The 23151-nt window shown below is 64.0% G+C and carries 21 protein-coding genes and 1 tRNA gene; 14 read left to right on the top strand and 8 right to left on the bottom strand.

The genetic code is table 11. From position 1 onward, the window contains the following. The first annotated feature begins 121 nt into the window (after window positions 1–121). The 5 genes from RTI28_RS05550 to RTI28_RS05530 all read left to right on the top strand — a co-directional run bounded on the left by RTI28_RS05550 (window position 122) and on the right by RTI28_RS05530 (window position 5574). Complete coding sequence (locus tag RTI28_RS05550; RefSeq protein ID WP_316919504.1) at window positions 122–1408, top strand: OprD family porin; 1287 nt, start codon at window positions 122–124, stop codon at window positions 1406–1408. A 35-nt stretch (window positions 1409–1443) separates the two neighbouring features. Then, window positions 1444–2424 (top strand): tripartite tricarboxylate transporter substrate binding protein, encoded by a 981-nt coding sequence (locus RTI28_RS05545; RefSeq protein WP_316919503.1) that lies wholly within the window; start codon window positions 1444–1446, stop codon window positions 2422–2424. Window positions 2425–2560: 136 nt separating this feature from the next. Next, window positions 2561–3019, top strand: a complete 459-nt coding sequence (locus RTI28_RS05540) for a tripartite tricarboxylate transporter TctB family protein (protein WP_316919502.1) — start codon at window positions 2561–2563, stop codon at window positions 3017–3019. Between the two features lies 1 nt (window position 3020). Further along, window positions 3021–4535, top strand: coding sequence for a tripartite tricarboxylate transporter permease (locus tag RTI28_RS05535; protein ID WP_316919501.1), 1515 nt, complete (start codon window positions 3021–3023; stop codon window positions 4533–4535). Further along, window positions 4528–5574, top strand: coding sequence for an AbrB family transcriptional regulator (locus RTI28_RS05530; RefSeq protein WP_316919500.1), 1047 nt, complete (start codon window positions 4528–4530; stop codon window positions 5572–5574). Before RTI28_RS05535 ends, RTI28_RS05530 begins: the two co-directional genes overlap by 8 nt. Window positions 5575–5772: 198 nt before the next feature. On the opposite strand, the gene RTI28_RS05525 is transcribed toward RTI28_RS05530, so the two are convergent. Together RTI28_RS05525 and RTI28_RS05520 are read right to left on the bottom strand one after the other, a co-directional pair. Then, on the bottom strand, window positions 5773–7731 hold the full coding sequence (locus RTI28_RS05525; RefSeq protein ID WP_316919499.1) for an autotransporter outer membrane beta-barrel domain-containing protein: 1959 nt from the start codon (window positions 7729–7731) through the stop codon (window positions 5773–5775). A 535-nt stretch (window positions 7732–8266) separates the two neighbouring features. After that, a complete protein-coding gene (locus RTI28_RS05520) occupies window positions 8267–10201 on the bottom strand; it encodes a hypothetical protein (RefSeq protein ID WP_316919498.1) in 1935 nt (644 codons plus the stop codon). A gap of 149 nt (window positions 10202–10350) precedes the next feature. On the opposite strand from RTI28_RS05520, the gene RTI28_RS05515 reads away from it, so the two are divergent. Further along, on the top strand, window positions 10351–10521 hold the full coding sequence (locus tag RTI28_RS05515) for a hypothetical protein (RefSeq protein ID WP_316919497.1): 171 nt from the start codon (window positions 10351–10353) through the stop codon (window positions 10519–10521). 20 nt (window positions 10522–10541) lie between these two features. Here RTI28_RS05515 and RTI28_RS05510 read toward each other — a convergent pair whose 3' ends face one another. The 3 genes from RTI28_RS05510 to ung all read right to left on the bottom strand — a co-directional run bounded on the left by RTI28_RS05510 (window position 10542) and on the right by ung (window position 14083). Continuing rightward, on the bottom strand, window positions 10542–11270 hold the full coding sequence (locus RTI28_RS05510) for a hypothetical protein (protein WP_316919496.1): 729 nt from the start codon (window positions 11268–11270) through the stop codon (window positions 10542–10544). Window positions 11271–11352: 82 nt separating this feature from the next. Continuing rightward, entirely contained in the window at window positions 11353–13263 is a 1911-nt protein-coding gene (locus RTI28_RS05505; RefSeq protein WP_316919495.1) for a hypothetical protein, read from the bottom strand. 127 nt (window positions 13264–13390) lie between these two features. Beyond that, window positions 13391–14083, bottom strand: a complete 693-nt coding sequence (gene ung, locus RTI28_RS05500; RefSeq protein ID WP_316919494.1) for a uracil-DNA glycosylase — start codon at window positions 14081–14083, stop codon at window positions 13391–13393. A gap of 128 nt (window positions 14084–14211) precedes the next feature. Between ung and RTI28_RS05495 the strand changes: the two genes are divergently transcribed. After that, window positions 14212–15318: an enoyl-CoA hydratase/isomerase family protein gene (locus RTI28_RS05495; protein WP_316919493.1), complete on the top strand. Its 1107-nt coding sequence runs from the start codon at window positions 14212–14214 to the stop codon at window positions 15316–15318. Between the two features lie 40 nt (window positions 15319–15358). On the opposite strand, the gene RTI28_RS05490 is transcribed toward RTI28_RS05495, so the two are convergent. Next, on the bottom strand, window positions 15359–15769 hold the full coding sequence (locus tag RTI28_RS05490) for a hypothetical protein (RefSeq protein ID WP_316919492.1): 411 nt from the start codon (window positions 15767–15769) through the stop codon (window positions 15359–15361). A gap of 214 nt (window positions 15770–15983) precedes the next feature. Here RTI28_RS05490 and RTI28_RS05485 point away from each other — a divergent pair, with 214 nt between their 5' ends. The 7 genes from RTI28_RS05485 (at window position 15984) to RTI28_RS05455 (ending at window position 20633) form a co-directional block, all read left to right on the top strand. Further along, window positions 15984–17471 carry a diguanylate cyclase gene (locus tag RTI28_RS05485; protein ID WP_316919491.1) on the top strand — a complete coding sequence of 496 codons (1488 nt, stop codon included), beginning with the start codon at window positions 15984–15986 and terminating at the stop codon, window positions 17469–17471. Next, the gene (locus RTI28_RS05480) at window positions 17458–17685 is read left to right on the top strand and encodes a cysteine-rich CWC family protein (RefSeq protein ID WP_316919490.1); all 228 of its coding nucleotides are present in this window, start codon (window positions 17458–17460) and stop codon (window positions 17683–17685) included. Before RTI28_RS05485 ends, RTI28_RS05480 begins: the two co-directional genes overlap by 14 nt. A gap of 33 nt (window positions 17686–17718) precedes the next feature. Beyond that, a complete protein-coding gene (locus RTI28_RS05475; RefSeq protein WP_316919489.1) occupies window positions 17719–18411 on the top strand; it encodes a 16S rRNA pseudouridine(516) synthase in 693 nt (230 codons plus the stop codon). A gap of 324 nt (window positions 18412–18735) precedes the next feature. Next, window positions 18736–19620, top strand: a complete 885-nt coding sequence (locus tag RTI28_RS05470; protein WP_316919488.1) for an alpha/beta hydrolase — start codon at window positions 18736–18738, stop codon at window positions 19618–19620. Window positions 19621–19770: 150 nt separating this feature from the next. Next, window positions 19771–19844, top strand: a tRNA-Gly gene (locus RTI28_RS05465). A gap of 182 nt (window positions 19845–20026) precedes the next feature. Further along, the gene (locus RTI28_RS05460; RefSeq protein WP_316919487.1) at window positions 20027–20206 is read left to right on the top strand and encodes a type II toxin-antitoxin system HicA family toxin; all 180 of its coding nucleotides are present in this window, start codon (window positions 20027–20029) and stop codon (window positions 20204–20206) included. A 19-nt stretch (window positions 20207–20225) separates the two neighbouring features. Then, window positions 20226–20633, top strand: coding sequence for a type II toxin-antitoxin system HicB family antitoxin (locus RTI28_RS05455; RefSeq protein ID WP_316919486.1), 408 nt, complete (start codon window positions 20226–20228; stop codon window positions 20631–20633). A gap of 13 nt (window positions 20634–20646) precedes the next feature. Here RTI28_RS05455 and RTI28_RS05450 read toward each other — a convergent pair whose 3' ends face one another. Then, window positions 20647–21963, bottom strand: a complete 1317-nt coding sequence (locus RTI28_RS05450; RefSeq protein WP_316919485.1) for an MFS transporter — start codon at window positions 21961–21963, stop codon at window positions 20647–20649. Window positions 21964–22015: 52 nt separating this feature from the next. After that, the gene (locus RTI28_RS05445) at window positions 22016–23086 is read right to left on the bottom strand and encodes a C45 family peptidase (RefSeq protein WP_316919484.1); all 1071 of its coding nucleotides are present in this window, start codon (window positions 23084–23086) and stop codon (window positions 22016–22018) included. Between the last annotated feature and the right edge of the window lie 65 nt (window positions 23087–23151).

Genomic DNA, 23151 nt, shown 5'->3' with positions numbered 1-23151 from the left:
GTCGATTGAAAGGTTAGCGAAAGGTTGAGCCCCTAGCATCGCTTCACGGCCCTCTCCGGGAGCCGAATGAACGAACCGCAGTGTTCGTACCGATAAGAACAATAAACGGGGTCATTCCACGATGCTGTCAGCACAGCCGCGGGCGTTCGCGCCTATCCGTCGTCCTTTCTCGCGCCACAAGATCGCCAGCGCCATCGCCCTCTGCAGCGTCGCGCCGCTGAGCCAGGCGGACTTCATCAAGGACAGTTCCGCCACCTTCGAAACCCGCAACATGTACTTCAACCGCGATTTCCGCGACGGCACCAGCGCGCAGCAATCCAAGCGCGACGAGTGGGCCCAGGGCTTCATGCTCAACCTGCAATCCGGCTACACCGAAGGTACCGTCGGTTTCGGCGTCGATGCCCTGGGCATGCTCGGGGTCAAGCTCGACTCCAGCCCCGACCGTACTGGCACCGGCCTGCTACCGACCCACGACGACGGCCGCGCCGCCGACGAATATTCCAAGCTCGGCCTGACCGGCAAGGTGAAGATCTCCGCCACCGAGCTGAAGATCGGCACCCTGATCCCGGAACTGCCGACCCTCAAGCCCAACGACGGGCGCATCCTGCCGCAGACCTTCGAAGGCGGCCTGCTGACCTCGAAGGAACTGAAGAACCTGACCTTCACCGGCGGGCGCCTGGAAAAGGCCAAGGATCGCGATGACAGCAACAAGGAAGACATCGCACTGAACAACAAGAACGGTCGCTTCCTCGGCACCGTGGCCGGCAACCACTTCGACCTCGCCGGCGTCGACTACAAGTTCACCGACCGCATCACCGGCAGCTATCACTTCGCCCAGCTCGACGACGTCTACCGCCAGCATTTCGCAGGCCTGGTGGCGACCCAGCCGTTCGGCCCGGGCACCTTCGGCGCCGACCTGCGCCTGGCGCTCAGCGACGACCAGGGCCAGGCCCGCGGCGGCCAGATCGACAACACCTCGCTCAACGGCATGCTCAGCTACGGCCTCAACGGCCACAAGTTCAGCGCCGCCTACCAGAGCATGTCCGGCGACAGCGCCTTCCCCTACGTGGATGGCGCCGACCCGTACCTGGTCAACTTCGTCCAGATCAACGACTTCGCCGGGGCCGACGAGCGCTCCTGGCAAGTGCGTTACGACTACGACTTCGCCAAACTTGGCGTTCCAGGGCTGAGCTTCATGACCCGCTATGTCAACGGGGACAACGTCAGCCTGGCGAACGGCAGCGAAGGCAAGGAATGGGAACGCAACACCGAGCTCAAGTACGTGGTGCAGAGCGGCGCGCTGAAGAACGTCGCCGTCCGCCTGCGCAACGCGACCTACCGCTCGAACTTCGCCCGCGACGCGGACGAGGTGCGGGTGCTGGTGAGCTACAGCGTGGCCCTGTGGTAATCCGCCTATAACAACTAAAGCTACGGAGACTGACGATGACCTTTTCACTGCGCCGAATCGCCCTCGCCACCGGTTGCCTGTTGCTCGCCGGCCAGGTGCTGGCCGGCGAACCGAAACGCCCTGAATGCATCGCCCCGGCCTCGCCGGGCGGTGGCTTCGACCTGACCTGCAAGCTGGTGCAGAGCGCCCTGGTCAACGAGAAGATCCTGACCAAGCCGATGCGCGTCACCTACATGCCCGGCGGTGTCGGCGCGGTGGCCTACAACGCCGTGGTCGCCCAGCGTCCGGGCGACGCCGGGACCCTGGTGGCCTGGTCCAGCGGTTCGCTGCTGAACCTGGCCCAGGGCAAGTTCGGCCGCTTCGACGAAAACGCCGTGCGCTGGCTGGCGGCGGTGGGCACCAGCTACGGTGCCATCGCGGTGAAGAAGGACTCGCCCTACAAGACCCTCGACGACCTGGTCGCGGCCTTGAAGAAGGATCCGAGCAAGGTGGTGATCGGTTCCGGCGGCACCGTCGGCAGCCAGGACTGGATGCAGACCGCGCTGATCGCCAAGGCCGCCGGGATCGACCCGCGCGACCTGCGTTACGTCGCCCTGGAAGGCGGCGGCGAAATCGCCACCGCGCTGCTCGGCGGGCACATCCAGGTCGGCAGTACCGACATTTCCGACTCCATGCCGCATATCCAGAGCGGCGACATGCGCCTGCTCGCGGTGTTCGCCGACAAGCGCCTGGACGAGCCGGAGATGAAGGACATCCCGACCGCCAAGGAGCAGGGCTACGACATCGTCTGGCCGGTGGTGCGCGGCTTCTATGTCGGGCCGAAGGTCAGCGACGAGGACTACCAGTGGTGGAAGGCCTCGTTCGACAAGCTGCTGGCGTCCGAGGAGTTCGCCAAGCTGCGTGACCAGCGCGAGCTGTTCCCCTTCGCCATGACCGGGGACGAGCTGGACACCTACGTCAAGAAACAGGTCGCCGACTACAAGGCACTGGCTCGGGAATTCGGGTTGATCCAGTAAGCCCAGTCTCCGGGACCGCGTTGCGGTCCATTCGCAGGCAAGCCAGCTCCTACGCAAGTGATGTGTTCCGCCGTAGGAGCGTGGCTTGCCCGCGAAGGACTGCAAGGCAGTCCCCTGCCCCACAGAGGACTCTCTGATGATCCTGCAACGTATCTTCGCCCTGGCCCTGCTGGCGGTCTGCGCCGCCCTGGCCGTGATGGCCTGGCCCTACCAGGCCGCGTTTTCCTACGAACCGGTGGGCCCGCGCGCCTACCCCCTGCTGATGCTCGGCCTGATGGGCCTGGCCCTGGCCTACCTGGCTTTTCGCCCGACACCCATCGTGCGCGGCGAGGACGAGCCGGAACTGGACCGGGAAACCCTGAACAAGATCGGCCTCTGCGTCGGCCTGCTGATGGTCTTCGCCGCCACCTTCGAAGCCCTCGGCTTCATCGTCGCCAGCATCCTCGTCGGTGTACCGATGGCCCGCCTGTACGGCGGCCGCTGGCTGCACAGCGTGGTCATCGTCGGTTTCATGAGCATCGCCCTGTACGTGCTCTTCGACCGCGTGATGGATGTACCGCTGCCCCTCGGCCTGCTCGACGTTCTGGAGAATTGACATGGATACCTTGAGTTATCTGGGCCAGGGCTTCGGCGTGGCCCTCAGCCCGTACAACCTGGTCACCGCCCTCAGCGGCACCCTGATCGGCACCGTGGTCGGCCTGCTCCCGGGCCTGGGCCCGATCAACGGCGTGGCCCTGCTGATCCCCATCGCCTTCGCCCTCGGCCTGCCGCCGGAGTCGGCGCTGATCCTGCTGGCCGCGGTCTACCTGGGCTGCGAATACGGCGGGCGGATCAGCTCGATCCTGCTCAACATCCCCGGCGAAGCCTCCACCGTGATGACCACCCTCGACGGCTACCCCATGGCCCGCCAGGGCCTGGCCGGGGTGGCGCTGTCGCTGTCAGCGTGGAGTTCGTTCATCGGCGCCTTCATCGCCACCTGCGGCATGGTCCTGTTCGCGCCGCTCCTGGCGAAATGGGCGATCGCCTTCGGACCGGCGGAGTACTTCGTGCTGATGGTCTTCGCCATCGTCTGTCTCGGCGGCATGGCCGGCGATCGCCCGCTGAAGACCTTCATCGCCGCGCTGATCGGCCTGTTCCTGTCCAGCGTCGGCATCGACGCCAACAGCGGCGTGTACCGCTTCACCGGTGACAGCGTGCACCTGGCCGACGGCATCCAGTTCGTCGTGCTGGTCCTGGGCCTGTTCTCCATCAGCGAGATCCTCCTGTTGCTGGAGAAGACCCACCACGGCCACGAGGCGGTGAAAGCCACCGGGCGCATGCTGTTCAACGTCAAGGAAGCGGCCTCGGTGTTCATCGTCAACCTGCGCTGCGGCCTGCTCGGCTTCGTCATGGGTGTGCTGCCCGGCGCCGGCGCGACCCTGGCCAGCGCCGTGGCCTACATGACCGAGAAACGCATCGCCGGGGCCAACGGCAAGTTCGGCAAGGGCGACGCCCGCGGCCTGGCCGCCCCGGAAACCGCCATCGGTGCCTCCTGCTGCGGCGCCCTGGTGCCGATGCTGACCCTCGGCGTCCCCGGCTCCGGCACCACCGCGGTGATGATCGGCGCGCTGACCCTGTACAACATCACCCCCGGCCCGCTGCTGTTCGAACAGCAACCGGACATCGTCTGGGGCCTGATCGCCTCGCTGTTCATCGCCAACATCATGCTGGTGATCCTCAACATCCCGATGATCCGCCTCTTCACCCGCATCCTCGCCGTGCCGAACTGGGCGCTGGTGCCGGTGATCGCGATCATCACCGCGATCGGCGTCTACGCGGTGCACGCCACCACCTTCGACCTGTTCCTCATGGTCGGCATCGGCATCATGGGCTACATCCTGCGCAAGCTGGACTTCCCGCTGTCGCCGATCCTGCTGGGCTTCATCCTCGGCGGCCTGATGGAACAGAACCTGCGCCGCGCGCTGTCGATCTCCAATGGCGAACTGCAGATCCTCTGGTCGAGCCCGATCAGCCTGGCGGTGTGGGTCCTCACTGCGCTGATGCTGGCCCTGCCGCTGCTGCGCATCTGGCGTCGGCGCGTGCAGCAGCGCCGCGCCCTGGCCAATGTCTGAGTCGTCGTTCAGGCAATGGTGGGCAACCCCGCTGGTCGGCCTGGCCGGCGGGTTCGCGGCCAGCGCCATCGGCTGGCCGCTGCCGTTCATGGTCGGGTCGCTGCTGGCGATCATCCTGGTGCGCTGCCTGACCCCGTGGCAGCTCGCCGAAATCCCCAACGGACGCAAGTGCGGGCAATGGATCGTCGGCATCGGCATCGGCCTGCACTTCACCCCGCAGGTGGCCGAGCAGGTCGCCAGTCACTTCGGCCTGATCTTCTTCGGCGCGTTGATCACCAGCCTGTCCAGCGTGGTCGGGGTCTGGCTGCTGCGGCGCACTGGCGAAGACCGCGCCACCGCGTTCTTCTCCAGCATGCCCGGCGGTTCCGGGGAGATGGTCAACCTTGGCGCGCGCAACGGCGCCAACCTCGGCCGTGTCGCCGCCGGGCAGAGCCTGCGGGTGCTGGTGGTGGTGCTGTGCGTGCCGGCGGCGTTCAAGTACCTGCTCGGCGATGGCCTGCCGCTGGTACATGCCGGCAGCGTGGACTGGGCCTGGCTGGCCGTGGTGTTTCCCCTCGGCGCGCTGGTGGCCTGGGGTTGGCAGCGCCTGCAGCAGCCCAATCCGTGGCTGTTCGGGCCGTTGCTGGTGGCGGGGGTGGCCAGTATCGGCTGGAACCTGCACCTGGGCCTGCCGGATGGCGCCAGCCAGATCGGCCAGTGGTTGATCGGCAGCGGCCTGGGCTGTCACTTCAATCGCGCGTTCTTCCGGCGCGCGCCGTCGTTTCTTGCCCGGACCCTGGCGGCCACCGTGCTGACCATGCTGATCGCCGCCATCGCCGCCCTGGCGCTGAGCGCCGCGACCAGTCTGGACCTGCGTTCGCTGACCCTGGGCATGATGCCTGGCGGCATCGCCGAGATGAGTCTGACCGCGGAGACGCTGCAGCTGTCGGTGCCGCTGGTGACGGCGTTACAGATGATGCGCCTGTTGTTCGTGCTGTTTCTGGCCGAGCCGTTGTTTCGGCATTGGCACGGCGAGGTGGATCGTCCTTCCGCTCTTTGACGGATTACGGATGCCCCGTATCGTGCATGACTCGTATCGCGCATGACTCGTATCTTGGATGCCCCGTAGGAGCGTGGCTTGCCCGCGAAAGGACCGCGCTAGCGGTCCCGATTGGCGCCCGACACCTGGGACCGCTGACGCGGTCCTTCGCGGGCAAGCCACGCTCCTACGGGGCATCCACGATACGAAGGGCCTGCCTTACCAGAAATACCGCAGCCCGAGATTCATGCTGTAAGGCATCTCGATATTCTTGCCATTGCTGTACTCGAAGTCGGCATGCACCTGGAAGTCCTTCGACAGCGACAGCGCCACCCCGGCGCCCAGCTCGCCGCGCGAACCGGACAGGTCGTTGTTGAAGCTGTTGTCGTTGACCTGGACCTCGTTGTTCTTGACGAACTCGTGGGCCACGGCGGCCTTCAGGTACGGCTGGACGATACGGCCCTGACCCAGGTCGTAGGTCTTGCCCACGGTGGCACCGACCTTGCCCAGCAGCGAGCGGGTGGCGTCGCCATCGGCTTCCATGCCGTTGTCGAACTCGTAGTCCTTGGACTGGATCACGGTGCCGGCGATCTGCGCGTAAGGCTCGACGAAGAAACCGTCGTTCAGCTTGATGTGCCGGCCCACTTCCACCGAACCACCGATACCGTGGTTGTCGTAGTCGCCCTTGGTCCGCTCGCCGTCGCTCAGGCCGACCTTGGCGTGGTTCTGGTAGCGGTTGTACTTGATCACGGTATCGACGTAGTAGCCGGTCGCCGCATCCAGCCAGGTGGCGTAGCCGCCCAGGTAGTAGCTGTCGATGGTCCCCGAGGTGCCGTGGGCCAGGTTCAGGTCCGACTTGCTGTAGCCGGCCAGGGCGCCGATCAGCCATTGACCGTCGCCATAGGGCAGCGGCGCGTCGGCACCGAAGGACATGCCTTGCTGGTTCTGCGTGTAGCCAACCCCGGACGAAGCATCGGCGACGTTGTGCTGGCTGCCGTGGGCACGCACCCACAGCCCGCTGGAGCGACCTTCGCTATAACGCAGTTCGCCCATGCGCGTGCGCAGGGTGGTCAGCTCGCCGTAGAACACGGTCGGCGCCACGCCGTACAGGGCCATGATGGTCTTGGTGCCGGGGCTGATTTCGCGGCTTTCCGGATCGAGGTACCAGTCGGTGCCTTCCTGCTTGAGCTTGTAGGAATAGGTACCGAGGTCGACCTGCCCACCGACCAGGTTGAACGCCGCGTCACCGCCGCCGGTATGCACCACGTGCAACGGATTGCCCGCGGCCGGATCGGTGCCGCTGGCGCTGATCAGCAGCTCATGGCTGCCGGTCGCGGTACCGTTGACGTTGAGGAAGTCGGTGGCATTGCTGGCGAAGTTCGAGCCCATGACGAAGGTGCCGTTGCCGGACAGCGACTCGAGGTTGAGGGTGTAGAAGGCGTCGGTATCGCCCATGGTCACCCGACCGCCGTTGAGGGTCAGGCTGCCGACGCTGCTGTCGCCGGTCATCATCCACTGCGAGGTGCCGTCGAGGGTCGCGGCCTGGACGTTCTGCATGCGTCCGGTGAACTGCGAGCCGTTGGCCAGGCCCACGTTCGCGGTGCCGCCCTCGGCCACGATCAGGTCGCCGGTCAGGCTGCCGCGGTCGAAGTCGAAGGTGCCGGTGCTGGTGGCGTCGACGTTGATATTGCCGCTGAGGTTGCTCTGCCCGACCTTGACGGTGGCGGTGGAACCCTCGAGCACATCGAAGATGGTGCCGTTGCCGCCGGTGAGGGTGGTGCCGTTGAGGATGTCGATGTTGGCGGAGGCGCCGTCGATCAGTTCGATGGCCGAGCCGGCCTGGCCGGTGACCTGGGTGCCGTTGAGGACCAGGGTGCCGACGCGGGTCGTGTCGAGATCGTCCTGGCGAATGGAAATGCCCTCGCCCCCACCGGTAATGCTGCCACCTTGCGCACGTACTATCCCGGACACAGAAATCAGACCAATACCGTCGGCGCGGGTGGCGGTCAGCGCGCTATTAGCCAGTTCCAGGGTGCTGGCGCCGCTGACCTGCGCACCGGCGGCAGCACCGTTAATGACGCTGTCCGTGACCCGGGCGAGGGAGCCGAGCCCGTTTATATTATCAGCACCAACCGCGAGTCCGAACCTGGTAGCGCTGGTGACCTGGGTACCCGTCATGTTCAGGGTAGAACCCGCCAAAGTGATGGCCCCACCTCCAAGGGCCCGGTTATCCGTAACCGAACCACCATTGAGGTTGAGGGTGGAATCATTATCCGCCCTGAGATCGAAAGTATTTGCTCCCGTGGAATTCAAAGTACCGCCGTTTCTCACATCATATATACCCGCTGGCGTACTCGAGTCGATATCCAGAACAACACCATCGATGGTTTCCGCATTGGCCAGGCGAATGTTTAGCAACAATGGAATCAATAGAAACAGCGGCGCAACACGAAGTACGTGCCGCCCGAATATACGAACTTGAGTAGCCATACAATTAATACCTACGTTGATTATTCGAAGGGTCATCAAACAATTGAGAAAAACCTGCTCCGAGCGACATCCATTTTTCGGGAACGTAGATTAGTAATTACCCTACAGAAACGTCTGTAGGAATTTTCGACAAAGCACACACGAAAAATCGTCTATCCAGTACGACACGTTTTATTTCAGACAAGCCCGACAACAAAGTTCCGGGCCTGTACAGGTGCAGCGATCAAGGGCAGGTAGGGTTGCCCTCGCCTGGCTTCTGCCGGCTGTAGCGAACGTAGTGCAGTGCGGACGTCCCGCTCACGTCACCCCGCTCGAGACTCCATCCGACCACGATCGCGCCCAGTTCCACGAGACTGAGATGCTCGCCCCACGGCACATTGACCGTAACGACGCCGGCATCCTGCTCGGTGATGCTCACCCGGTGGCGGAACTCCCTGCGGCTGGCCTCGACCGGAGTGGTCGGAACAGGGGCACCCAGGGTCGGGTAGGTCGAGTCCAGAACCCAGTCCAGGGTGACGACATCCTCTTCGAGGAAGGGGTAGGTCAGACGAACGTTGACCCCGTTGTCCCATGGCTTATTGTCGCAGTTGATGACATCGACCTGCACGTTCCGATCAGGGAATTCGCACAGCGTCAAGTCTTCCAGATTGTTCACTGTCACGACGATCTCGGTCATCGGCGACTGTTGGGCGTTTTCCGGTTTGCCGTCGGGATAGATGCGATAGAAGGCTTCGATGGTGCCGTTGCCAACGGCATCGATCATTACCCAGGGCAGCGTCACCGTTACTTCATCCGCATTGATATCCTGTTGAGTGATCTGTACTGCGGCCCCCACGGGATTGTCGAGGCTCGCGTAATACACCTGGATCATGTCCCCGACAGTGACCGGATCGAACATCGGCACGGTGATCGTGGCGGCCTGGGATTTGTCCGCGGTAACGATCGCGTTCGTTTGCCCGGTGAAACTGGTCAGTACCAGCAGCTCGAGGTTCGGGTTGACGATATTCGGCTCGTCCGGGTTGACCGGTCCGGTGGACTGCAGGTCGACGTCGACGGTGACCTCGCCCGATGTGAACACCCCACCACCACGGTTCACTTCGTAGTACACGGTGGCGGTGTACACCAGGCCGATTGCCTTGACCTCATCGAACGGTACGTCCATGAAGGTATCCGGAATCCAGTACGAGTCCTGCGTCCGGCCGTGCCAGTGCACGGTGATGAAGTCGTCGGGCATGGGCTCGCTGTAGTTGTGGAACACCGCGACCCCATCACGGGCATCTTCCAGGGTGATCGTCGGGGCTTCGGGAATATCGGGCGGGTTGAGGACCGGGGTCGGCGCCTGGTGATAACGGACGTGTTCCTCCATCGACACGGTCGTGCGATTGCCCGCGCGGTCGCTGACGGTATAGGTCAGCGTGAGCAGGCCTGGCTGCAGGGCATCGAAAACGGCCCGGTCAACCGTGAACTGGAACGGAATCACAGCGGGCTGGTCCACCACGACCGCCTGGCCATCGATGTAGAAGCTGTAGGTGTCACCCTCCTTGTGCGCGGAGAACGGCGGCATGGTGAAAACTACACCGCCATGCTGATCCAGGTACTCCTGGGTAATATCCTCGCCATTGGGCAGGTCGGCGGGCAACTGGATCGCATCCGGTTGCTGATCGGAGTTGGGATCGATGATATCGACGAAGAAAGGCGCGGGGATACTTTCCGAGCTATTCGCGTCACCGTGGTAAAAGGCACTCCATTTTACGGTGTGAACACCGTGCTCGAACTGATGATCGCCAAGCGCCAGTGTCACCTCGACAGGCGGAGTGAAACCGGTCGGGACTGTGACCAGATAACCGTAGGGATCATCATCGACCGCGAAGGTCAAATCATAATCTTCTTCTCGCATACTATCCCAGGCACTGACGCGAACAACCACACCGGTGACCAGATCGGCACGCAGCAGCGTATTGTGCTGACCATCGCCATTATCCGGCAGCGCATTCAAGATTTCCGCCGGATCGAGTTCTTCGAGAACACCACCCGCGATAGCCACTTTCGGCGCCAGGCGTTTGTTTCTGTCCGCGCGGGTCCGCTCTGCGCCGGCTTGCTTGGCCTTGATTACCCGTAGTTTTTTAATGTCCGAAGACAGTTTCTCGATATCGTTCATGATCGAGACTCCTTGTTGAAACGTTCACTGTTGACCTTTCTTGCGAAAGATCGCCGCGGAAGAACCGGGCCCGGTAACTTTCCGTTAAAACTCCATGTCCCGAAAAATACTCAGGAAAACCTCATGACCAGCACTTCAATGGATGCCTGTTGTTATCGCGCCAGGCCATTGCCCTGGAACAGGAACTCGCCTTCACTCACTTCGCCGGATCGCTGCTTGCGCAAACGTTGATAAGTTACGTCCCTGACAACCTCGCCGAAGTACTCTCGATGAGCTTCGACAACGTTCACAACGCCGTCGCCAAGCAGAACTTCAGGTAAACACGCTGTCCTGCTGAAAGTCAGGACCTGTGATAATCGACCCGTTTCGGTACGGCATTGATCGTGCGGTTACCGGCACGATCGCTGATGGAATAGGTCAGGACCAGTTCACCGCCCGGCAGCCCGGCAAACACTGTTTTATCGACAAGAAAGCTGTACGGCGCCACTGCCGGCCGATCCAGAATCAGGTCATCGTCGATGAAGAAGCGAAAGGAATCCCCCGGCTTCGGATCGAGGAACGACGGCAGGGTGAAGGTCACGCCGCCATGCTGCTCCAGGTAGTCCTGGGTGATGTCGCCGTCGGGCAAGTCCGCGGGCAGCAGGAGCTGATCGGGTTGCTGGTAGACGTTGGGATCGACGATATCGACGTAGAAGTTGCTCGGCTCACCCTCCGCGATATTCCCTGTGTCGAAGTCCATGGACATCCAACCGAGCGTGTGACGTCCATGCGCGAACATGTGGTCAGCCAGTGGAATGCTGACTTCCAGCGGTTCGAAATAGGCGGGAACCCGGATCGAGTGACCATAGTTATCATCGTCGATTCTGAACGACAACTCGTACTGCGGACTGACCATCTGCTCCCAGGGCCGAACCAGCACTTTCACGCCCTTGGGTAGCTCAAGGCGCGGCAGGGTATTTTCCTGTCCGTCACCGTTATCGGGCAGGGCATTGAGGATCAAGAGGGGATCGAGCTGTTTCGATTTCATGCTGTGCAGTCCTTCTTCCAGTGCCACGAAGTGGCGTTCCAAACTAAACTTCCTGCCGTTCAGTAAATTCCAATTTCACAAGATCCGCACCTGACAAAAATATCAGGTAGCCACTTCCATCCCGTCAGGAAGTTCCATCGCAGGGTTTGTCATTACCGGGGCGCACCAGGGATATCTTGATGACTTTATTGGGGGGAAAACCTGGCGTGCCGTCGACCTTGCTCAGGCGATAAGCGACGTTGGCCGAACCATCCTCGAGCTGCAGCGGCAACACCAGATCGGTGAAGCGCTCCATCAGCACCTCGAACCCGTCCCGGGCGTCTTCGGCCGTCAACGTCCTGGGGGGAAACCACACCACTTCGGTAATCGGCTGCTCGCCGGTGGTGCCGCGGGACAATTCCCAGCTCATCTCGATGACATCGTTCGCCTCCAGGACTTCCGGGTTGCCCGGAATCTTCACGCGAATGCCGTTCCAGGGTTCGTCCTCGCAGGCGATCCAGCCGAAGATCGAGGCATCGGGAAACGACACCGGCTGCAGCCCTTCCACCGGGCGCACCGACACCCGCACCGGAGTGTCCTCCGAGCGCTGCCCGTTGACGCCGTTGGAAACCCAGTACCAGACCGGCAGCGCCGCGCTGTTGCCCACCGCCTCGATGATCTCCCAGGGCACTCGGAACTCGATCTCCTGGCGCGGCTGGTCACCGGGTTGCACACGGTAGCTCGCCGCCACCTGCGGATGGTCGCCCCAGTACAGTTCGAGCAGTTCCCCGGCCACCGGATTGGCGTAGAGATCGACCACCACCCGCGCAGCCTGGCCGTGGTCGACGCCGACCAGGACGTTGTCACCGGTGAGGCCCTTGACCACCAGCAGGTCCAGCGCCGGGTTGATCGGATCCGGACCGATCGGGTCAGGTCCCGCGACCGTCAGGTCGACGGTAAAACGGGTGACGGGCGAGTCGACGCCTGGAGCGCTGCCACGCTGCCAGCGATAGAGCACCTCACAGGGCACCGGCGCGGCGAAGCCGTCGGCCGAGAGAATGTCCCAACTGACCGCAATGCGCTCCGGCCAGTCGGGCGGATCGCCCAGGGTCACCAGCGGCAACGGCCGGCCGTTCCACCAGGCCTGCAGCGTGTCGCCGGCCTGGGTATCGCTGATCGGACCGATTTCCACGACGACACCGGCGCGCACGTCTTTCAGGTCGACGAGGTTGTCGGTTGTCGCCGCGGGTACCACCGGTGCCGGGAAGTCGTCGGGGATCGCCGGCAAATCGATCACATTGATCGGTACCGGGATGGACGGGTCGTTGCGATTCCCCGAGCGATCGCCGAGGACATAGTAACCATGCTGGGTGCCGTTGCCCTTGAGGTGCAGGATGTCCGCCGAATAGGCGAACTCGATGGGCGTGCCCGGTTGCAGGTGCTGCGGCGTGATCTCCAGGGTGTCCACCGGCGCGACATCGATGAGCGTGCCCCAGTAGAAATGCACGATGTCGCCGACCTTCATGTCGGTCCAGCGCGGCACCTCCACCGGCAGGCGGTTGCCATTGTCCTTCAGCCACTGTTCGGTCAGGCCAAATTGCACCACATCAGGCGGAAAGATCAGTTGAGCACCCGGGTTGTTGCCATTGGGCGCGCGGTGGTCGATCTCGACCAGCACCTCTTCCGAAAGCGCGAAGTTGCCGTCGTCGCCGAACGCCCTGTACCACAGGGCCGTGGTGCCCGGCAGGTTGAACTGATCGGTCGGCACCGAGAAATGCAGCGGAAAATCCGCGGCTGCATCGTAGGGTTTCTCCAGCCTGACAACACCGACCCGTTGCTCGCCCCAGTAGAGCTCCATATCCAGCCATCTGGCGAAGGTCTCTTCATAACCGTTCCAGGCTTCGGCGATCTCGACGGCCAGCGCCTCGCCCTGGAACTCGACCGGCACCAGCCAGGTGCTTTCACCCGGCAGCGGCGGCAGCGCATCAGGAACGATCGGCGGAGCCAGCAGACTGGTTGCCGCGGCACAACTTGCACAACAGGTTTTTCCCACCATGAGCGAACTCTCCAAGTGGCCCTGAGCCCCCGGCACACTGGCTCGGGGACACGGGCAAAGACACTCGGATCATTTAATGCTCAAGGCGAGGATCGCGAAACTGACAAAAATATCAGGTACCGCCGCTTTACAGCGGTGGGACGCGCCAGTCGATCGGGCTCAGGCCGTGCTGCACGAGGAAGGCGTTGGTGCGGCTGAAATGCCCGCAGCCGAGGAAGCCGCGATAGGCCGACAGCGGCGACGGGTGCACCGAGGTCAGCACCAGGTGCCTGGTCGCATCGATCAGCTTGCGCTTGCTCTGCGCATGTGCGCCCCAGAGCAGGAACACCGTGCTGGGCTGCTGCTCGCTGACCACCTGGATGATCCGGTCGGTGAAATGCTGCCAGCCACGGTTGGCATGGGACGCGGCATTGGCGCGCTCGACGGTCATGGTGGTGTTGAGCAGCAGCACGCCCTGCTCGGCCCAGGACTGCAGGTAGCCGTGGCGCGGGATCTCGATGTTGAGGTCGCGCTGCAGCTCCTTGTAGATGTTGACCAGCGACGGCGGCGTCGGCACCCCGGGCTGCACCGAGAAGCACAGGCCATGGGCCTGGCCCGGGCCGTGGTACGGGTCCTGGCCGAGGATCACCACCTTGACCTGGTCCAGCGGCGTGGAATTCAGGGCATTGAAGATCAGCGGGCCGGGCGGGTAGATCTCCTTGCCGGCGGCTTTCTCCTGACGCAGGAACTCGCGCAGTTCGTGCATGTAGGGCTGGTCGAATTCGGCGCGCAGCGCTTCCTTCCAGCTGGGTTCGAGCTTGATACGGTCGTCGTCGGTCATGGGGGCATCCGTTGAACAATGGGGCGGACACTAGGAAAGCTGTCCGCGCTTGTCAATCGATCCGACCGGCGACCGGCACGATCCTGCGCAGCGACCATACTTGTCGGGTCTTGATCGCGAGGTTGTCCATGTCCGTGCAGTTCGAAGTACTGGTTGGCGCCGACGGCGCGCGCCTGGCCATCGCCACCCTGGATGCGCCAGCAAGCCTGAACGCGCTGTCGCTGCCGATGATCGAGCAGTTGAGCAGCCACCTGCGCACCTGGGCGCAGGACCCGGCGATCGTCTGCGTGCTGCTGCGCGGCAATGGCGCCAAGGCCTTCTGTGCCGGTGGCGAGGTGCGCAGCCTGGTCGAGGCCTGCCGCGCCCATCCCGGCGAGGTGCCGCCGCTGGCGGCGACCTTCTTCGCCGCCGAATACCGGCTCGATCACCTCTTGCATCACTATCCCAAACCGCTGCTGTGCTGGGGTCACGGGCATGTGCTCGGCGGCGGCATGGGCCTGCTGCAGGGGGCCGGGGTGCGCATCGTCACGCCGTCGAGCCGCCTGGCCATGCCGGAAATCAGCATCGGTCTGTACCCGGACGTCGGCGGCGGCTGGTTTCTCTCGCGCCTGCCCGGGCGCCTCGGCCTGTTTCTCGGCCTGACCGGCGCGCCGATCAATGCCCGCGACGCCCTCGACCTGGGTCTGGCGGATCGCTTCATGCAGGAAGCGGCGCAGGACGAACTGATCGACGGCCTGCTGCAACTGAACTGGCAGGAACAGACCGCCATGCAGCTGGGCAGCCTGCTCAAGGCCCTGGAACAGGAAGCCCGCGACGAGTTGCCGGCGGCGCAATGGCTGCCGCGCCGTGAACGCATCGACCGGCTGCTCGACGTCAGCGATCCGGCCTGCGCCTGGCGCGCCATCGCGCCGCTGGCGCAGCAGGACGACACCGTGCTGGCGAGTGCCGCGCGCAGCCTGCTCAAGGGGTGTCCGCTGACCGCGCACCTGGTCTGGGAGCAACTGGCGCGGGCACGTTACCTGTCACTCGGGCAGGTGTTGCAGATGGAGTACGCGATGAGCCTGAACTGCTGTCGTCATCCGGAATTCAGCGAAGGCGTGCGCGCCCGCCTGCTGGACAAGGACAACGCCCCGCGCTGGCACTGGCCGGATGTCGCCCAGGTGCCGGCGGCGGTGGTGCAGGCGCATTTCGGCAAGGCCTGGGAAGGCCGGCATCCGTTGGCGGATCTGCTCTGATCAAATGCAATCGGGGCCGCAGAGCGGCCCCGAAATCCAATCAGTGATAGCGATCCCTGCCCCGCTCCCGACCATCGCGGTCACCCCACTGGCGCTGGTGACCGCGCCAGTCGTCATGATCCCCGCGATCACGACCACGGTCCCAGCCACGGTTGCCGGGACGGCCCGGACCGTCATGGCGGCCACGGCCATCGTAGTAGCGGTGATCCGGCACCGGGTAAGGCCGGTGATACGAGGGCGCCGGCTGGTAGTAGCGCGGTGCTGGTGCGTAGTAGCGCCGTGGCTGCGGCACCACGTAGTAGCCGCGGTTGTACGAGCGGTCGTAGTAACCGGGATAGGAGTAGCGGTCGGCGGAATAGACATCGGTGCGGTAGTAGCTGGAGCCTCCATACGGCACACAGGCGGTGATCAGCGAACCCAATACGGCAAGCAGAGCAAGTCGGCGATACATGGCGGCCTCCCGGACCGCGGAACTGCCGTTTCCAGCGGCGCTGGACGGCGTCGATCGGCAAGCGTTCATCGACATGGAATGAGACAACGGAAAGTGCGTGCGGTGCGCACCCTGCAATAATTTGTAACATGGCTATGTCCGCAAAAATCATCCAGTTATTTTTCTTCGCCGCCTCTAGAATAGGTGCCATTGGTCCGCCGCCCCCGGGATTGCCATGCCCCTTCGCTCCGCCCTGTTCTCGCAACGCTCCTTGCTGCTGACATTGCTGGTTCTTCTCGGCTGCGGCTTCCTTTCGACCACGCTGGTCAGCTACTACGCCTCGCTCGGCTCGATCCGCGACAACATCGTCAATACCGAGCTGCCGCTGACCTCGGACACCGTCTATTCGGAAATCCAGAAGGACCTGATCCGCCCCATCACCGTGTCGGCGATGCTGGCGCAGAACACCTTCCTGCGCGACTGGGCCATCGCCGGCGAGCGCGACCCGGCGCAAATCACCCGCTATCTCGGCGAAGTGGCGCGCCAGCAGCGGGCCTACACCGCGTTCTTCGTCTCGGAGAACAGCCACACCTACTACCAGGCCAAGGGCATCCTCAAGCAGATCGACCTGAACAGCGAACGCGACCGCTGGTACGCGCGGGTCCGGCAGATGCAGGAGCCCTACGAGATCAACGTCGACCTGGACATGGCCAACCAGGACCGCCTGACCGTGTTCATCAACTACCGGGTGTTCGACTACGACGAGCACTTCATCGGCGCCGCCGGCGTCGGCCTGACGGTGGACTCGGTGGTCAAGCTGATCGACACCTACCAGTTGCGTTACCAGCGCTCGGTGTACTTCGTCGATCCGCGTGGCCGCATCGTCCTCACCGGCGCCTCCGGCGGCCCCGACGGCGCACGCGCCGGCACCCTGCTCGATCAGGTGCCGGCGATGGCCGGACTGCTGGCGCGCATGCCCACCCCGAGCACCGGCAGCCGCGAGTACCAGCGCGACGGCCAGAGCCACTTCGTCAACGTGCGTTTCATTCCCGAGCTGGACCTCTACCTGTTCGTCGAGAAGCCGGCCGGCGACAGCCTCGACGACCTGCGCCACTCGCTGTACCTGAACCTGGCGATCTGCGCGATCATCTCGGCGGTGGTGCTGGCGCTGATCGACGCCATGATCCGCCGTCACCAGGACGGCATCCAGGAACTGGCGACCCTCGACAGCCTGACCCGCCTGCACAACCGCGGCGCCTTCGACCTGCTCGCCGCCCAGGCGCTGGTCGAGGCGGAACGCGCGCCCGCGCCGCTGACCGCGCTGCTGATCGACCTCGATCACTTCAAGGAACTCAACGACACTCATGGCCACCTCGCCGGCGACGAAGTGCTGCGCCAGTTCGCCCGCGTGCTCGAAGGCAGCCTGCGCCAGGCGGACATTCTCTGTCGCTGGGGCGGCGAGGAATTCATCGTGCTGCTCAAGGACACCGATGCCGCCCATGGCCTGAGCATCGCGGAAAAGATCCGCCAGCGCACCGAAGAACACCCGTACACCTTCGAGGGCAAGCGCATTGCCCTGACCGCCAGTATCGGCTTGAGCGAGTTCGCCACCGGCGATACCCTGCAACCCTTGATCGCCCGCGCCGACCGGGCGCTGTACCGTGCCAAGCAGAGCGGGCGCAACCGTGTCTGCCGCGAGCCCACCCGCCATGCCCACGCCTGATCCCACCCGCTGCCCCGCCTGTGGCGCCAGCAACCAGTGCACCCTCGCCGATCCGCGCACTGCGGATCGCGCCTGCTGGTGCTACAGCGTGAGCATCGATCCGGAGGTACTCGCGGCGTTGCCCGACGCGCTGCGCAACGCCGCCTGCCTGTGTCCGTCCTGTGCCCGGGTCGACGAACGACTGAAGGCTGCCGACGCCAGCGCGAAGCGCTAAACTGCGCGCCCTTTCCATCACCCCGCTGCCGCCATGCGTCTCGATCGCTTCCTCGCCAACCTGCCCTGCTTCAATCGCCAGCAAGTGCGCCTGCTGCTGGTGGAACGCCGCGTGCGGGTGGACGGGGTGGCCATCAACGACCCGCGCCACGAGGTGCGCGTGTTCAGCCGCGTCGAGGTCGACGACCAGTTGCTCCAGGTCGGGCGTCCAGCGCGCTACTTCATGCTGCACAAGCCGGCCGGCTGCGTCAGCGCCACCCGCGACCCGCAGCACCCCACGGTGCTCGACCTGATCGACGAGCCGGACAAGGACGAGCTGCACATCGCCGGCCGCCTCGACTTCAACACCACCGGCCTGCTGATCCTGACCAACGACGGCCAGTGGTCGCGGCGCCTGACCCAGCCGCAGACCAAGCTGCCCAAGGTCTACTACGTCGAGACCGAGCAGCCGATCGAGGCCGGCTACGTCGCGCGCTTTCGCGAGGGCTTCTATTTCGCCTTCGAAGACCTCACCACCCAGCCCGCCGAACTGACCCCGCTGGGCAGCCACAGCGCGCGGCTGAGCATCGTCGAAGGGCGCTATCACCAGGTCAAGCGCATGTTCGGCCACTACGACAACAAGGTCGTGCGCCTGCACCGGGAAAGCATGGGGCCGCTGCGCCTCGACCCGCAGCTCGCCCCGGGGCAGTACCGGGCACTGCGCGCGGACGAAATCCAGCCGATCTGAGTCGAGCGGGCCTGTCGCCAGAAAAATTTCACCAATTACCCGAACGGCACTTGCGACATCGGCGATCGGCTGCTTGAATCGAATCGTCGGTCTTCATGTGACTCTACAGTCACTCTCGTAGTCCAAGACACCTTTTCGCCGGTGACCCGAGCCTCGAAGCGCGGGCGTCCGACGAAATCGCCCGCCAAGAACAACACCCGTCGACCACGGCTGCAACGGATCGACAAGGGCCCCTCGATTCACTTCAAGGCGTATGCCTACCTGTCACATAGATCGTGCAAGCTTGCTTGGACGGATACCCTTTTTGCGCCAGGAGTCGATGACATGAGGCCAGAAATTGCTGTGCTGGATATACAGGGGCAGTACCGGGTTTACACGGAGTTCTACCGTTCGCAGGAAGCCGAGAAGACGATCATCCTGATCAACGGCTCGCTCGCTACCACCGCCTCGTTCGCCCAGGCGGTGCGCAATCTTCATCCGCAGTTCAACGTGGTCCTCTACGATCAGCCGTACGCCGGCAAATCCAAGCCGCACAACCACCACGAGCGTCTGCTGACCAAGGAAACCGAGGGGCAGATCCTCCTCGAACTGATCGATCACTTCGCCGCCGACCAGGTCATGTCGTTCTCCTGGGGCGGTGCCTGCACCCTCATGGCCCTGGCCCACAAGCCGCGGCGCATCGAGCGTGCGGTGGTCAGCTCGTTTTCGCCGATCATCAACGAACCGATGCGCGACTACCTCGAGCGCGGCTCGAAGTACCTGCGTGAATGCGATCGCTACCAGGTCGGCAACCTGGTCAACGACACCATCGGCAAGTACCTGCCGCCGCTGTTCAAACGCTTCAACTACCGGCACGTCAGCAGCCTGGACAACCACGAGTACGCGCAGATGCACTTCCACATCCACCAGGTGCTCGATCACGACCTGGAGAATGCGCTGAACGCGGCCAGGGTCATCGACATTCCGGTGCTGTTCATCAATGGCGAGTGGGACGAATACACCACCATCGCCGATGCGCGGCAGTTCAGCCGGCACGTGCGCAACTCGCAGTTCAGCGAGATCCGCAGCGCCGGGCACTTCCTCGACATGGAAAACAAGTCCGCCTGCCGCGATACCCGCGACGCGCTGATGGGTTTTCTGAAGCCGGCGCAGCGTGAACAACGTCCGCGCTACCAGTACGTGCAGGGCCAGCATGCACTGGCCATCTGAAGGAAACGGGCACCTGTAGCCCGGTCAGCGGTATCGACGCCCCGAGCGGGCAAAAGGAAGATCACCGCCCCGGCGCTACAGGTCGCACGCAGGTTCCCTCGATAAAAGCTTCAAATCGTTTCGCGGTTCTGGTACAAAGTGGCCCTGCAAGCGGGTGTCGTATAATGGCATTACTCCAGCTTCCCAAGCTGATAACGAGGGTTCGATTCCCTTCACCCGCTCCAGTTTCCCTCCTCTCTGCTTCATCCCCTTCCCTGATACCTCCTGCGAACCAGCACATGATGCTTCGGCGCCTGTCCGTTTCCTCGCACGCTTCCTGATACACCTCCCTGCTTCCCCCGCATGGACGGTGGGTATAGTGTTGATGATTTAAGGTCGGTGGATATACTAACCACCAGGAGAGGCCGTGGACAGCCGCAAGCTGATAGCCCGGATCGAAGCTGACGGCTGGTATCTGGTACAGACGAGAGGCAGCCATCATCACTTCAAGCACCCTTGGAAAGCGGGTCTGGTGACCATTCCTCATCCAAAGAAGGATCTGTTGGCGAAGACCGTCAGCAGTATCCTCAAGCAAGCACAACTGTGAACACCGAAAGGAGACATACGTGCTCTATCCCATTGCGATTCTTCCCGGCGACGACGAACACGCCTGGGGCGTCGAAGTCCCGGACATACCGGGCTGCTTTTCCGCAGGTGACGACCTTGATGACGCGCTTGCCATGGCCCGGGAAGCCATCGAAGGGCATCTGGAGCTGCTCGCCGAAGACGGCGCGGCAATTCCCGTTGCGCAGAAAATCACCTTTCACTCGACCAATCCCGAGTTCGAGGGCTGCATCTGGGCGCTGGTCGATATCGACATCACCCGCTACATGGGCAAGGCCGAGAAGCTCAATATCACCCTGCCCAAGCACCTGCTGAGCCGCATCGACGAGTACGTGAAGCACCACCCCGAACAGCGCAGCCGCTCAGGGTTTCTGGCATCCGCCGCACTGAAGGTGCTGCAGGGAGCCTGATTCCCGCCTGGCGCTACCTGGAAACCTCTGCAGCCGACCATGTTCCGAGCGTGTCCTCATCGATCGCCTCCATGCTCAACCGCGACGTTTCGCGCAGCAGCAACGAACACACCGCCACCAACACCAATGCCGCCGCCCCGTACCAGGCCACGCCCATCGGGTCGTGATCGGTGAGAATCAGGATCGCCGTGGCGATGCTCGACGCCGTTCCGCCACCCAGCGCGGCACCGATCTGGTAACTGGCGGAAATACCCGAGTAGCGCATGCTGCGCGGGAACTGCTCGCCGAGAAACGCCGGGATCGGCCCTTGGGTCGCGCCCATCAAGGCTCCCGCCAGGCCGTAGGCGAACAGTGCGACGGTGAAACTCTTCATGCCGACCAGGCTGAAGAAGGCGAACAGCCCCAGGGCCATCACCAGCGCGCCGAAGACCATCACCGTGCGCCGCCCGAGGCGATCGCTCAGATGGCCGAACAACGGCGCCGACAGGACGATGGCCACCGACAGGGTGAAATCGAACATCAGCGCCTCGGTGCTGCCGTAACCGACCTGGGTCGCATAGGTCAGGAAAAAAGTGCTGCCGATGTAGGCGATGGTGCAGTAGCCGAAGGCGACCCCGGTGCACAGCAGCAACTGCCGCGGACACTGGCGCAGCGCCTCGGCCAGCGGCGCGCGCACCGGTTCGGCCTGCGCGGGCGTTGCCGCTGCCGGCATGCGCAGCCGGGCATACAGGCCGATCAGCACCAGCGTGCCGCCCAGCCAGAACGGTATGCGCCAGGCGAAATCCACCAGGTTGTCGTTGGCCGCCGCGCTGACCACGGCGAACACCGCCGCGCCGAGAATCCCGCCGACACCGATGCCCATACTGGTGAAACTGCCCCACAGCCCGCGCCGTCCCGGCGGCGCCGATTCGATGCCGAACAACGCCGCGCCACCCCATTCGCCGCCCGCGGCAAAGCCCTGGATCAGGCGCAGCAGCACCAGCAGGATCGGCGCCGCCACGCCGATGCTGGCATGGCTCGGCAGGCAACCGATGAGGAACGTGCTCAGGCCCATGAGCAGCAACGTGGTGACCAGCACTTTCTGCCGGCCGATGCGGTCACCGTAGTGACCGAACACCAGGCCGCCCAGCGGCCGGGCGAAAAAGCCGGCGCCGAAAGCGCTGAAGGCCACCAGGGTGGCGGTGAGGTGATCCAGGTCGGGGAAGAACACCTGGGGAAACACCAGGGCGGCGGCGGTGCCATAAATGATGAAGTCGTAGAACTCCAGCGCGGTGCCCAGGCCGGAAACGCAGAAGGTCCGCAGCGCGGAGCGGGAAGCTTGCACAGTCATTGTTGTTGTTCTCGTTGACGGGTGCCGCCCTTGGCGACGGCACCGGGTTGGCTCAGAAACGTTCGAAACCGGCCTTGGCCAGGCGCAGCGGCGTGCCCGCCACGTATTCCAGCAGGCACCGCTCCGTGTCGATGCCCACGCTGAGCAGGGTTTCCCAGCGCTCGGTGCCGGGCTGGGACAGGTCCGGATGGAAGCAGATCGGCGCGCTGTCACCGGCGGCGCCGCACATGGCTTCGGCGCGGGCACGCAGGTCCGGGCTGTCCATCCCGGCGACCATCTGCTGCAGGTGGTCAAGACGGCAGTGGGTATCGGCACGGTCCGCCACCTGCTCGCCGAGGCTGAGCTGCGGGTCGAGGAAGTGATTGGTGTGCAGCAGCCAGCCGTCCTCGCGAGGCAGGACCAGCGCGGTGCGCTGCGGACTCATCTCGATGCTCACTGCCCGCGGGCTGCTGTCCTCACGGGAAAACACGGTGAGCACGGTGGAGGCGCTGACCCGCGCCGAACGCACCAGCTCGATGGCCTCATCGACGCTGCTCGCCTCCTCCAGCACGCGGCGGGCGATGGCATGCACCGGCACGCCGCCGCCGTCATGGTCGCTGGCGTGATGGAGGATATTGAAATGCAGGCCCAGGCCGGCGCTGTTCACCCCCAGCTTGGCCAGCATGCCGAACTCGCAGAACAGCTTCACCTGCATGCCACGCGCGGTGTGCAAGTCGAGCATCAGGCCGTGGGGACACAGGCAGTCGTGCCAGTCCCAGGTCTGCAGGGTGCGCGGTGCCTGCGCGCCGGGCGGGGCGAAGACGGTGGTGGAGCATTCGCTGTGGCGGGTGCGCGCGGCGAGGACTTCGGTGCGGGCGTTCAGGCTTGCCAGTTGCCAGAGCGGGAGCGCGGCGCCCTCGGCCATGCCGATGACTTCCGCTACCAGCTCCGGGCTCCAGGCTTCCAGTGCGGCCAGGCTGTTGTCGCCGATGCGTTCGGCGTCACGCAGGGACACGCCGACCTGGGGAAAGAAATCCAGGTAGAGGGCGGTGGTGTGGCGGATCTGTTCGGCGAAACGTGCGCCGATCTCGCGGCCACGTTCGAGGGGGTCGCGGATCTCGCTGACGAGGGTGTGGATCTTCACTGCGGGTAACTCCTGTGGAAAGCGCCATCTGTGCTGTCCGGGAAAGAATCACGCTCGGACGTGCA

Source organism: Pseudomonas sp. zfem002 (assembly GCF_032621685.1).
Classification (GTDB): Bacteria; Pseudomonadota; Gammaproteobacteria; order Pseudomonadales; family Pseudomonadaceae; genus Aquipseudomonas; species Aquipseudomonas japonica.
Note: the sequence above shows the minus strand (reverse complement) of the source record. Positions and strands in the feature narration are given on the sequence as shown.